Origin of the sequence: Streptomyces sp. Ncost-T10-10d (assembly GCF_900091955.1) — a bacterium.
In the GTDB taxonomy this organism is placed as follows: Bacteria; Actinomycetota; Actinomycetes; order Streptomycetales; family Streptomycetaceae; genus Streptomyces.
The window spans coordinates 19,696-30,872 of the sequence record NZ_FMDF01000126.1 but is presented as its reverse complement, the minus strand read 5'-3'; the positions used below and the strand labels follow the sequence as shown (position 1 = coordinate 30,872).

12 protein-coding genes and 1 pseudogene are annotated in these 11,177 nt (G+C 68.1%); 6 read left to right on the top strand and 7 right to left on the bottom strand.

From position 1 onward, the window contains the following. From GA0115254_RS47680 to GA0115254_RS20085, 6 genes are all read right to left on the bottom strand, one after another. Positions 1-81 (bottom strand): VOC family protein (locus tag GA0115254_RS47680; protein WP_370740906.1); only part of this gene is annotated, 81 nt, incomplete at its 3' end. A gap of 437 nt (positions 82-518) precedes the next feature. Continuing rightward, the gene (locus tag GA0115254_RS20105) at positions 519-1,220 is read right to left on the bottom strand and encodes a site-specific integrase (protein ID WP_093896666.1); all 702 of its coding nucleotides are present in this window, start codon (positions 1,218-1,220) and stop codon (positions 519-521) included. Positions 1,221-2,096: 876 nt separating this feature from the next. Beyond that, positions 2,097-2,549, bottom strand: a complete 453-nt coding sequence (locus GA0115254_RS20100) for a hypothetical protein (RefSeq protein ID WP_093896665.1) — start codon at positions 2,547-2,549, stop codon at positions 2,097-2,099. A 228-nt stretch (positions 2,550-2,777) separates the two neighbouring features. Beyond that, positions 2,778-2,951 carry an SGNH/GDSL hydrolase family protein gene (locus GA0115254_RS46275; RefSeq protein ID WP_256102696.1) on the bottom strand — a complete coding sequence of 58 codons (174 nt, stop codon included), beginning with the start codon at positions 2,949-2,951 and terminating at the stop codon, positions 2,778-2,780. A 361-nt stretch (positions 2,952-3,312) separates the two neighbouring features. Beyond that, positions 3,313-4,836 carry an FAD-dependent monooxygenase gene (locus GA0115254_RS20090; protein ID WP_093896664.1) on the bottom strand — a complete coding sequence of 508 codons (1,524 nt, stop codon included), beginning with the start codon at positions 4,834-4,836 and terminating at the stop codon, positions 3,313-3,315. Between the two features lie 55 nt (positions 4,837-4,891). After that, positions 4,892-5,590, bottom strand: coding sequence for a TetR/AcrR family transcriptional regulator (locus tag GA0115254_RS20085; RefSeq protein WP_093896663.1), 699 nt, complete (start codon positions 5,588-5,590; stop codon positions 4,892-4,894). Between the two features lie 616 nt (positions 5,591-6,206). On the opposite strand from GA0115254_RS20085, the gene GA0115254_RS20080 reads away from it, so the two are divergent. Then, on the top strand, positions 6,207-7,082 hold the full coding sequence (locus GA0115254_RS20080; protein WP_093896662.1) for an aminoglycoside phosphotransferase family protein: 876 nt from the start codon (positions 6,207-6,209) through the stop codon (positions 7,080-7,082). A 120-nt stretch (positions 7,083-7,202) separates the two neighbouring features. Here the strand turns inward: GA0115254_RS20080 and GA0115254_RS20075 are convergent, their stop codons facing one another. Beyond that, positions 7,203-7,589 carry a MerR family transcriptional regulator gene (locus GA0115254_RS20075; protein WP_093896661.1) on the bottom strand — a complete coding sequence of 129 codons (387 nt, stop codon included), beginning with the start codon at positions 7,587-7,589 and terminating at the stop codon, positions 7,203-7,205. A gap of 132 nt (positions 7,590-7,721) precedes the next feature. Between GA0115254_RS20075 and GA0115254_RS20070 the strand changes: the two genes are divergently transcribed. The 5 genes and pseudogenes from GA0115254_RS20070 (at position 7,722) to GA0115254_RS20050 (ending at position 11,091) form a co-directional block, all read left to right on the top strand. Further along, on the top strand, positions 7,722-8,387 hold the full coding sequence (locus GA0115254_RS20070; RefSeq protein WP_093896660.1) for a class II aldolase/adducin family protein: 666 nt from the start codon (positions 7,722-7,724) through the stop codon (positions 8,385-8,387). Continuing rightward, positions 8,384-8,866 carry a carboxymuconolactone decarboxylase family protein gene (locus GA0115254_RS20065; RefSeq protein WP_093896659.1) on the top strand — a complete coding sequence of 161 codons (483 nt, stop codon included), beginning with the start codon at positions 8,384-8,386 and terminating at the stop codon, positions 8,864-8,866. Before GA0115254_RS20070 ends, GA0115254_RS20065 begins: the two co-directional genes overlap by 4 nt. Beyond that, positions 8,799-9,330 (top strand): annotated as a pseudogene (locus tag GA0115254_RS20060) (DUF3732 domain-containing protein). Before GA0115254_RS20065 ends, GA0115254_RS20060 begins: the two are co-directional and overlap by 68 nt. A 202-nt stretch (positions 9,331-9,532) precedes the next feature. Continuing rightward, positions 9,533-10,312, top strand: coding sequence for a recombinase family protein (locus tag GA0115254_RS20055; RefSeq protein ID WP_176740205.1), 780 nt, complete (start codon positions 9,533-9,535; stop codon positions 10,310-10,312). 29 nt (positions 10,313-10,341) lie between these two features. Next, a complete protein-coding gene (locus tag GA0115254_RS20050) occupies positions 10,342-11,091 on the top strand; it encodes a hypothetical protein (RefSeq protein ID WP_093896657.1) in 750 nt (249 codons plus the stop codon). Positions 11,092-11,177: the final 86 nt, after the last annotated feature.

Below are 11,177 nucleotides of genomic sequence, written 5' to 3'. Positions count from 1 at the left end.
GTAGCCCAGGGCCTCGGCCCAGAAAGCCACCATTCCTTGCGGATCGGAGCAGTCGATCGTCAGCTGCACTGTAATCTCCATGCCCGGAGCATCCCAGGCAGGTCCGACAAAGAAGTCGCGGTCTTCCTGCGAGCGGCTCCGACCGTGGCCTGGCGCTGCTCCTGCTCGGCGACACCGGTCTTGCGGACGAGTTCTCTCGCTCGGTGCGGGGGGCGTCTTCGGCGGTGAAGTAGGCGGCAGGGCCCAGGTGACGTTCTCTGAAAGTTGCACCAGGGGAACATGACGAGGCCCTTCCCCGGTGGAGAGAAGGGCCTTGTGGGTGAGCGCTGGGCAGGCCTTGCACCTACATTTCCCCACGGGAAGCGGGGCGTCTTTCCTTGGACCACCAACGCAGTGTCAGCCACCGCGAGTTGCGGCGAACTTTCAAGATCAACCATAGCGCATGCGATCCTGATGAGGTACAGCACCGGCGGGGAACGGAGACGCCCCGGCCTGCGACCGGTGCGGCGCGGCAGCGACTAGGAGCGCACCCCAAGGCTGTGCAGGCAGTCCCGGGTGGCCTGCACCAGGTCGTACAGCGGGTTGTCCGAGTCGGCGGGGACCCAGGTCTCCTCGCCTCTGGCGGCCTGGTCGGTCTTGGAGTACGCGACCCACTCGGCCACGCCGCCGTCGTCGACCTCCAGGTCCTCGATGAGGAGGTCGGCGAGCTCGATGCGCCGGTTGAGGGCCTTGCGGCCGACGAGGAGAACGAACCGGTCCCGCAGCCCGATGGGGTGCCGCCGGTCGCAGGTGTCGACCATCGCCCGGCTCATCTCGGCCGTGATGGGCGGCGCCTTCTTCACCCGGTTCCGCTTGCGCCAGTCCTTGCGGTAGTCGTTGAGCAGACGTCGGGCGACCATGGTGCCGGGCTTCTTGTCGTCGGGCATCCAGGTGCGGATCGCGGACATGTGCGTGGCGATCGTGTTCGGGGATGCCTCCCGGGCGATCATCAAGGCGACGTACTCGACGTACGTGGCGGTGGTGCAGGGACGGGCGACACGGCCCATGTCGTCGCACCAGCGCTCGAAGATGCCGCGCTGGGACCGGTAGTTCTTGTTGGTGTTGTGCCCGTCGGCGTACGTCCTGAGCCGCTCGGTGGTCTCCGGCGAGAGGTACAGATCCCGTTCGGTGGACCACGCAGGGCGGGGACATCGTCGACAACCGGTTCGCCACGGCTGCACGGCGGATCACGGTGACTGTCCGGTCGGGTGAGTTGTTCACGGCGCGGGACTGCAGGACGTGGAAGCCGGTGAAGTAGGCGTGGACTCTGGGGCCGGCGCACAAGCGGCGTCCGACCCCAGAGCTGCATCAGGTCAGTAGCGGGCGATCAGCCAGGCGATAACCAGGCCTGTGGCGAAGTCACCGGCCCGGTACGCCACGCCGCACATGAAACTTGTATGGACGCTCTGTCCACGGCTGACCAGCCATTTCCGCAGGTGGCGGGCGACTGATCCACGCTTTCTGTCCGCACTGAAGCTGGGCCCAAGGGGTGTTTTCGCGTTACGCTGCATTCGGAGTCCTTCCGTCTTGCTGATGCTTGGACGCCGCGCAAGGAGCCCTCTCGACCCATGGCCTAGGAAACCGCGTCGAGGAAGCGGGGCTCCTTTTGCGTTGGTGCGAAGTGTAGTTGGACGGTGCGTCAGGCCGACGATTCTGCAAGAAGGCTTGACAGCACCAAGGGGAAATTCCAGACATTCTAGTACAGCGTTGGCTGGATTCTCTGGCACTGCGCATCACTAGATCTTTCGAGTCTTTCCGAGGCCCACGGACCCCGGCAGTAACTCACATCACATTTTCTTGTCGCTCTCGCGAAGGGCGTGTCGTGGCACGCGTCGGCCCCACCAGCGGGGGGGCTGGTGGGGCCGGGTGGCTTGAGCAGTCCGGGGGGTGCTGCCAAGCGCGGATCAGTGGTTCTGGTGCCCTGTGGTGGGGCGGTCATGCGTGTGGTGTGTGGCACGGCCCATCATGCGTCATCCGGGCGCGGGGACACCGTGAGACTTGGCAGTCCGGGCCGTGCAGTACCAGCGTGGCCCATGAGGGCTGGCTTGTCCGGGCTGCTATGCCCCGGGGTTGCTGACAGCGGTTCGGGGGGCGGTCTCCTGTCCGAGGACGTAGCAGCGCAGGTCGATGTCTGCGGGCAGGGCGGGTGCGTCGGTGCCGAGCAGACCGGCCCCGACCGCGACGGTGTAGGTACGTGTGACTGCGTCGGAGCCCTTCTTCGCGCGCGGGGCCTGGAAGAGCAAGTACCGGGTGGTGGCGCAGCTCTCGGGGGTGAGAGCGGGGTCGGCAAGGACCTCCATCGCGGCAGAGAACAGGTGGTCGCTGTCGGCAGGTTCGGGGGTAACCGTGTAAATGGGGTTGCCGCCAACCTCCATGCGTGAGGCGTCCAGGGCGCGGGCGGCGACCCGGGCGGCAAGTTCGGCCCCGATCTGGCGGGCGGCCTTGCCGCGGAGGATGCGGTTGCCGGCCACCTGGCGCCCGTCCGGAAGGAAGACCCAGTTCTGGAGCACGTCCCCCTTGATGCCTTCAGCGGTGAACCGGTCGGTGGCCGGCCTGACCGTAGGCGAGCATCGCGTTGTAGGCGGGGGTGGCGGCACCGCCCTGGTAAGTGCGGGATTCCTCGTGCCACGTCGCGCCGCCGCACAGCCGCATGTGTCGAACGCCGCGGCGTTGTCGGGTGCGTCCAGGGGGATGCTCCTTCTGCCGCGAGGTCGCTCGGAAGCCGCCTCGGTAAGGGGTCAGTCGAAGAGAGAGAGGTCGATGGATTCCGCGAGGGCGGCATAGCCTGCGTCGCTGCCGTGGAGGTTGTCGTCCATGTGCAGATCGCTGCGGATACGGCTGGGATCGGCGGGGTCGCGCCACACGGTATCGAAGTCGAGTCGCCGTCGAAGGTGCCGCTTGTGCGGATCCATGAGTTGACCTGCTCGCGCGCCTTGTCACCCTCGGCTGAGTACATTTCCGAGCTGCCGTAGGGGGCGATGGTCGCGGCGTAGACCTTCACGCCGTGCGGCCGAACCTTCGCAGCTGGAGGGGGTGTTGATGGCGCTGTTCACGGTCGTTACCCTTCGGCTGTCGGGTATTGCGGCGGTGCTTGAGGATGTTGGTGCTCGACGAGTTCGGTGTCAGGCGGCCTTGCCTGATGCGGTGGAGGGGCCTGGGCCTCGTTCGCGGTCTTGCGCTTCCAGACCGACGCTCCGGCGCAGGGGAGGGCGGTCGATCCGCAGCGGGTGAACGGCACCGCGTCTGGAACGGACCGGGGAGCCGCCGTTCGTTCTAGCTCTGCGGCGCACCGAACCACTGGGCAGCCGCCTGCTCGAACGCGTCGCGATCCGGGGCGGGCTCGCTCGCCCAGGCCACGACGCCGTCGGGCCGGATCAGCGCGGCACCCAGCCCGAGGTCGTTGCGCGCCGGGCCGGCCGCGTAGTGGATCCGGCCTGCCCACTCCTTGGCCGCGACCTGCAGCGCACGGTCGGTGCTGAAGTCGAGTACAACTCCCTGCCCCTGGCGCAGCAGTTCGCCGAGGCGGGTGCCGTCCTCGAAGCGGAAGTCCGGGGCGGTGCAGCCGACGAGGGGCTGTTCGCTGCCCATGTCGTAGCGGTTGAACAGCCCCGACGTCTTTCGGTACACGTGAGTCGTTCCGTCCGTGGTGCTCATCAGATCGTGGACGAGTTGACGCAGCGCGGGGGCGTTGGGGCCCGGCTTCATGGTCGCGACCTGGGCGCGGGACCAGTCGAGGACGGCGGCGCCGACGGGGTGCCGCTCGGTGGTGTAGGTGTCGAGCAGGCCCTCGGGAGCGGAGCCGCGCACGGTGGCGGCGAGCTTCCAGCCGAGGTTGCCGGCGTCGCCGATGCCGAGGTTGAGGCCCTGGCCGCCCAGGGGCGAGTGGATGTGTGCTGCGTCGCCGGCGAGCAGTACACGGCCCTCGCGATACGTTGTCGCCTGCATCGCGCGGTCGGTGAAGCTGGAGGCGAGATGGACCTCGCTCAGCGTCACGTCGGTGCCGCTGATACGGCGCAGGACCGTCTGGAGGTGCTCGCGGGTCAGCGGCTGAGAGCGGTCGAAGGTGCCGCCGTCGAAGTCCATCATGCCCAGGTGCCCTTCGAGGGGCGTACGCAGATACATGCCGTTCGGCGTCAGGTTGAAACCGAGCGGCAGCTGCTCGGGGTCGGCGAAGGTGACCTTGACGACGTAGCCGGTGAACAGCGGCTCGGTGCCCACGAATTCGAAGCCGGTGAGCTGACGTACGGCGCTGCGCCCGCCGTCGCAGCCCACCAGCCAGCGCCCCTGGTACTCCTGGCCGCCTGCCGTGACGAGGACAGATCCGGTGTCCTGCGCCACGGCCGTGACGGGAGCATTCCGGATGATCTCGACTCCGAGCGCGGTAGCCCGCTCGCACAGCACCGATCCGACCGCTTCCAGGCTCGTCATGAACCCCTCCATCGCCGGGCTGGGCAGCCGAGACGGGAGGGCTGCTGTGTCGATGTCGGCCGCGTTGAGGGTCATGCCCGCGAAATGGCTCAGCTCGCGAGGGTCGGGTGCCTCGACCGCTTCCGGATCCGCGCCGGCCTTCTCCGGGTTGACTCCGGAAGCATTCGCTGTCGCTTCCAGTAGGCCGCGGCGGTAGAGCGTCTCGGCCGACCCGGCGTTCAGGCCCCGCAGCCCGAGCGGGAATGCCTTCAGGGGCGAGGTGAGTTCCGGGTCCCGCTCAAGGACCAGAACTGAGCAGCCGGACAGGGCCAGCTCGCCGGCCAGGAACAGACCGACCGGACCGCCGCCCGCGATCACGACGTCATGCATGAGAGGTGTCCTTTCGAGAAACGAACGATGGGGTCAGCCGGCCAGATCGGCCGGGTCAGCACAGATGTGTGAGGCCGTCGAGGATGACGGCGATGCCGGTGAGGAACTGCTCGCGGTCGTCGTGCTCTCTCATCTGGCCGACGATGGCGTGCATGAACGGGTAAGCCTCCGGGTCGAGCCCCTGCCATGCCGTCGACGCCGCGTCGAAGAACTCGTCGCGGTCCCCGTCGGGGCCGATCCCTGAGGTGTCCCCCTCGATGCGGGCGTTCTGGCTGACGGCTCCGAGGATGTAGTGCACGAGCGTCGAGGCCGCGTCGAACCAGGAGGCTCGCGGCACGCCCAGGGCGCCCATCTGCCCGCCGATCCGCTCGAAGATCCCCACCGTCACCGGGCCGACCGGATACCGGATGATCTGGAGGGTCAGCCGCGTGGCGAGCCACTGATGTGCGGCGATCGCGTCGAACAGGGCCAGTGCGACGACACGGATCTCGTCCCCGGGTGTGGCCGCAGCCCCGGCGGGCCGGGTCGCCAGCGCCGCGCCGATCACGGCTTCCGTCGCCGTGTCGAGCAGCTCGTCACGGGTGCCCACGTGGTAATAGATCGCCCCGGAACCGGTGGACAGCCTTGCGGTCAACGCCCGGATGGTCAGCGCGCTCTCGCCGCCCGCGTCGAGCATCTCTACGGCAGTGTCGATGATCTGCTCCCGGGAGAGCACCTGGTTGCGCCGCTGTGGTCGGCGCGCTCGCGTCGTCATACCTCGATGATGCCGCATTTGGTGCAGCGATCCAATTTAGTGCGCCGTACCAAACTGGGTACGTCCCGCTTTGGAACAGTGCACCAACATGTTGGTCGGCCGACGCCGGCCGCAAGAGCTACGGGGCGTCATGCACCACGTCACGATCACCGGAGCCGGGCTCGGCGGACTCACGCTGGCCCGCGTCCTGCACGTCGACGGCATACGGCTCAGTGGCTGGGCGAGGTCGTGCCTTGCCAGCACCCGAGCACGAGCCGAAGAACCCGCCCAGGCCGGCCGACCCCACCCCGCCACGACGGTCCGTCGCCCGTCATGGGCGACGGACCACCAAGAAGAGACACGATGACGGCCGGCGGTTGAACTGCCCAGGTGGTTGGTCTCGGAACCCCAAACGCTTCAGGGATTGAAGGCGGCGGAGACGATTTGTGTTTTCCGGTGAGATCGGGAGCCACTGATCGGGTGACCTCCAGCTCGGGGCGGCGGAGTGTTCGGGTGATGCCTTGAAGCAGCGCCGGTAGCTAGTGACTGCGGGTCCCGAGGCCGCCTCTCTGACGAGTCGCGGTCGGCTGGGACCCGCCCCCTGGTTCAGCGTGGTGGCATTGCGGATACTTGATCCGTGCTCGAAATCACCGCAGACCTGACCCTGTCCCTGATCCGTGATCAGTTCCCCGAGTGGGGCGACCTGCCAGTGCGCCCGGTGGAGCGTCAGGGCTGGGACAATAGAACTTTCCGGCTGGGCGACGAAATGGTTGTCCGGTTGCCCAGCGCAGAGGGCTACATGGCAGGCGTGGAGAAGGAGGACCGCTGTCTACCGCTGCTGAGCCCTCACCTGCCGGTGCCGGTTCCCGTGCCGGTGGGAGTCGGTCGGCCGGCTGCCGGCTACCCGTTCCCGTGGTCGGTGCGACGCTGGTTGCCGGGGGCGACGGTGGAGGCGGCGGTCGATGTCGAACGCACCGTTCTGGCGCGCGATCTCGGTGACTTCCTGGTCGCGCTTCGCAAGGCCCCGACCGAGCGGGGACCGGTTGGCGGCAGGCACTCCTGCTTCCGCGGCTGCCACCCCAGCGCGTATGGGGACGAGGTCGAGCACGCCCTGGACGTTCTCCAGGACTCCGTGGACGTCGGTGCCTGCCAGGCTGTCTGGGCTGCCGCGCTGACATCAGCGTGGCCGTCGGCGCCGGTGTGGTTCCACGGTGACGTGGCTGTCGGGAACCTGCTCACGACGGCCGGCCGGCTGTCGGCGGTCATCGATTTCGGCACCTGCGGCATCGGTGACCCCGCTTGCGATCTCGTCATGGCCTGGACCTACTTCACCGGAGAAGAGCGGCAGGTCTTCCGACAGGCGGCCGGTCTCGCGGACGACGTCTGGCGGCGGGCCCGCGGCTGGGCCCTGTGGAAGTCATTGGTCACCATGGCTGGGCTGCCTGACCCGGAGCTCAAGGGCTTCCACGGCCGAGTCCTGACCGAAGTCCTCAACGATCCCATCGTGCGGTGACCCACGGTCGCCGTGGCTGGTCGGCGCTTGGCGGTTGCACTGCCACGAGGCGGCGTCCGGGCTCGCCCGGCGTTGGCACGAAACCGGTACTTCGCAACCAGCCAGTCCCCCTCGAACAGTTCACGGCGCCGGATCCGGCGTCTGCCACGCCGCCATCTGCTCTCGGAACTTCGAGCATCTGACGATGTCCTCTTCGCTGCATTTGAGGGCATGGCTCAGGAGCTGATGGGCGTGGTCGAGATCGACCAAGCGCTGCTCAATCTCGGTGATCTTGGCGCGGATCATCGCCTTTCTGCGTGGCTGCTCCCGCTGGAACTCGCTGATCTCGAGCAGGGTCAGCCCGGCCTGCTGGCACTTGCGCAGTACCGTGATCCGCTCGGCGGCCTCCGGCGGATAGCGCCGCTGGCCGCTCTCACGCTCGGGCTCGGGCAGCAGGCCGTGGCGCTCCCAGTACCGGATGGCCGAAGCGGGCACTCCGGTGATCTCGGCGAGTCGGCCGATCGGCATGCGCACGTTCCGCTCCTCCTGCTCCTCGTCGAGCCCGGCATTTGACTTAAACCTTAGTTCAAGTTGAAGAGTGGTCGGCACGTGGACAGCGGCGAACGAGCGGCCGCTGGCAGCAAACTCGGAGATACCGCTATGAGCGACACGTACGTACGGAAAGAGCGGGCCGACCAGCTGGTGGAAGCCGCGGAGAAGCTCATCGCGGCCGGGGTGATGTCCCACTCCGGGCACGCCAACCTGAGCGCCAGGCTTGACGGTGAGCACCTTCTGCTGACGCCGGGGTTCGTCCGCGGCCTGCGGCCCGAACAACTGGCGACTGTCGGTTTCGACGGGCAGGTCCTGGAAGGCGAGCTGCAGTCCGTCAGCGCCGAGATCATCGCCATGCACAGCGCCGTGTACAAGGCCCGCCCCCACGTGGGCGCGATCATCCACACCCACTCGCCGTCCGCGACCGCCTTCGCCGTGGCCCACCGGCCGCTGCCCTGCCGCACCGAGCCGATGCTGCGCTTCGGACAGGCCGAGGACGTCCCCGTGGTTCCCTGGGGACCTCGCGGATCGGACGTGTCGGTGCGCGGTATCGCCGACGTGCTGGAACGGTGCCCGACGACGGCCGCGGTCCTGCTGGCCAACCACGGCCTCTTGGTGTTCGGCCCGGATTCGGCGGCCACGGCCCACCTCGTGGTGGCGATCGAGGAGAGCGCCGAAACCGAGATCGCCGCCGCGGCGATCGGCGGGGCCGTGGACTTCCCCCCGGGCGCCCAGGAGGCCGTGCGCGCCGCGATCACGCGGGTCAGGTCATGACGGACGACGCCCTCGCCTCCCGTACGGAGGCCATACGCGACCGTTACCGCTCCACCCTCGGAACCGTTCCCGGCGGGGTGCAGGAACGGCTGCGTCTGGCCCAGGAGTTCGGCCGACTGCCGACCGAAGAGGCGATCGCGGCACTGCGCCACATCGTGCTGACCGACAATCCGCTGGGAGCGCGGGTGCAGCAGCTCGTCCACTTCGGGCAGCTGCTGTCCCTTGGCCGGGCACACCCCGCCCGGATCCACGCCCAGGGCGCACTCCACGCCGGAGCTGGCATCGCCGACCTCATCGGCGTCGCCGAGACCGCGCTCATCACCGCGGGCGTGCCGGCGTACGCACTCGGCACCGAGATCATCGCCGAACTCCTGCCGCACGGAGACGACAGCGAAGAGCGACCATCGGATCGTGCGGGCGGCCCGGTCCGACCCTCGGCGTCATCGCCGAGCAGCGTTCCGAGCAGGCCGGCCTCCTAGGACAAGCCGAGGCTCAGGCCTGCACCTGCGGCAGGATCAGCGCCTACCTGGGCCAAATCAGCACCACGACCGAAAGCGGCCATCTCCAGCGCCTGGTGGCAAGAACCACGTCGGCTACCACCTGGCGGCCCATCTCGCGCTCCACCAGTACTTCACCGCGAACGCACGGCCGGTCCCCCGTTTCCTCATGCTCGACCAGCCAACAGCCCTACTACCCATCCGACATGGCGAAAGCACGGGGGCGGCTGGAAGACATCGCCGTGGACGAAGACCGCGTGACAGTAACCAACCTCTTCCGGCTCATGCACCAGGTCGTCACGGAACTCCCGCCCGACTTCCCGGTGATCGTCAGCGACCACGCCGACCTGCCCCGCACCTGGTACCAGGAAGCCGTCCGCTACAACTGGCGCAACGGCGAGAAACTCGTCCTCGCCACCTGGCTCGACACCACCCCCACCCCGTAGCCCGCATACCGGGAACCAGCGAACCTGCGCAGTCGGCTCTCCGATTGCGGTACTTCATACAAGCCGTGAACAAAGCCCTGGGCTCGGCCTCCGCGCCCAGGGTGGTTCCCGGCCCCCGAACCTTCCGCCCTTCGGCTTTCGCGTTGGCGAGGGCCTGGCCGAAGTCCCGGTCTGTGCGGGCGGCGCGGGTGGCGATGTTCCGGTGGACACCGACGTGGTCGGCGGCGGCGCCGAGGAGCATGCCTGCGCGCTGAAGTCCGGGCCCGCGATCCGCATCCCTGCCGCCCGCGGCCCCGGACGGCCGTGGCAGCCCGGCACCGAACGCGACCTCACCGTCGGCGACGCGCTCGCGCGGTCCGGCGACCGCATCGGCTACGCCCGCGTCTCCAGCAAAGGCCAGGACCTCGCCGGACAGGTCCGCCTCCTCAACAAGGTCGGCTGCGTCCGCATCTATGTCGAGAAGATCGGCACCCGGGAGAAGATCCGCCCCGAGTACAACGCCGCCCTCGCCGACCTCCGCCCGGCCGACACCGTCACCGTCACCGTCACCATGCTCGACCGGCTCGGCCGCAACATGATCGAGCTGATCACCTCCGCGCAGGACCAGGCGGAGCGCGACCACCGCCTGGAGATCCTCACCGGGCCGCTGTCCGGCATGTACGACCCGCAGGGCGCCGGCAACGTGCTGTTCGTGGTCTTCGCCGCGATGGCGGAGGTCGAGCGGGAGTGCATCCACGAACGGACCCTGATCGGCCTGGACACCGCCGCAGCCAACGGCAAGCACGGCGGCCGGCCCCCGCCATCGACGGCGACATGCTCGCCGCCGCGACGCCAAGGAGTCCGTCACCGCCATCGCCGAACACCTCGGCGTCGGCCGCTCCACCCGCTACCGGACACTGGCCGCGTACGACGAAGCCACGGCCCGCCACGTCGCCGACCACTGACTCTCTCGTATCGCCCGACATCAGGGCGCAGTCTTTGATGCTGGAAGCGTCTGCTTGGATCAGCCCTATGACGGAATGGTCTCAACTCACCCACGCCTACGGCACTGCCGAAGACGTGCCTGGCCTCCTGAAGGCAGCGGGGCCCGACCCGGAGGGTCCCGCGTGGAACGAGCTCTGGTCCCGCCTGTGCCACCAAGGAACGGTCTACCCCGCGAGCTACGCCGCCCTGCCCGCGCTCGCTGAGAAGGCGCGCCAGTTGACGGCTACAGACCGAACCATGCCCTTGCTCTTGGCCGCTTCCATCGTCGCGAGCACCGACCGGCCCTACGGGACGCCTGATCCAAAAGATGCCTACGCTGCCGAGATCGCTGAGCTGATCGAACTGGTGGAGCTGACACTGCACCATCCGTCGCTGACCGACAGTCCAGATCGCTATGTGGAACTACTGGAAGCCCTGCTGGCTTTCGAGGGAGTCGAGGTGTGGGGAGAGGAGCTGCACGGTCTCAGCGGTGAGGAGTTCGAGGTTCCCTGCCCTGTGTGTGAGGCCGAGAACTTCGTGGTGTTCGGCGAATACGGCCACTTCTCAACGACCGACGGCTTCTACATGAACGAGGACGCTGGGCACCGTAGGAAGTTGCAGCCCGCAGACCCCTGCTCCTTGGAAGGGATAGCCAAGCGGCTCCACGCGCGTGCTACCGCCGATGGTCAGCACGAAGTCGCGAGCAATCTGACCTACGTCTTCGGCAGTGCGTACTGCGCGGAGTGCGACGCCCTCTTCCGCGTCGATCACGCCATCATGGCCCGCTGGAGCAGTTGACCTGCGGCGCGCCACTGACGAACCCCTGCGCCTCACTGACATCTACTCTGCGCCCGACAGGGGGTCCCCGCAGTAATCGCCGCAAG

Excerpts from the sequence above, each read along its gene's own strand:
- GA0115254_RS46275 (WP_256102696.1), bottom strand. The coding sequence starts at position 2,951 with ATGGATCCGCACAAGCGGCACCTTCGACGGCGACTCGACTTCGATACC.
- GA0115254_RS20090 (WP_093896664.1), bottom strand. The coding sequence starts at position 4,836 with ATGCATGACGTCGTGATCGCGGGCGGCGGTCCGGTCGGTCTGTTCCTG.
- GA0115254_RS20085 (WP_093896663.1), bottom strand. The coding sequence starts at position 5,590 with ATGACGACGCGAGCGCGCCGACCACAGCGGCGCAACCAGGTGCTCTCC.
- GA0115254_RS20075 (WP_093896661.1), bottom strand. The coding sequence starts at position 7,589 with ATGCCGATCGGCCGACTCGCCGAGATCACCGGAGTGCCCGCTTCGGCC.
- GA0115254_RS20070 (WP_093896660.1), top strand. The coding sequence starts at position 7,722 with ATGAGCGACACGTACGTACGGAAAGAGCGGGCCGACCAGCTGGTGGAA.
- GA0115254_RS20065 (WP_093896659.1), top strand. The coding sequence starts at position 8,384 with ATGACGGACGACGCCCTCGCCTCCCGTACGGAGGCCATACGCGACCGT.
- GA0115254_RS20050 (WP_093896657.1), top strand. The coding sequence starts at position 10,342 with ATGACGGAATGGTCTCAACTCACCCACGCCTACGGCACTGCCGAAGAC.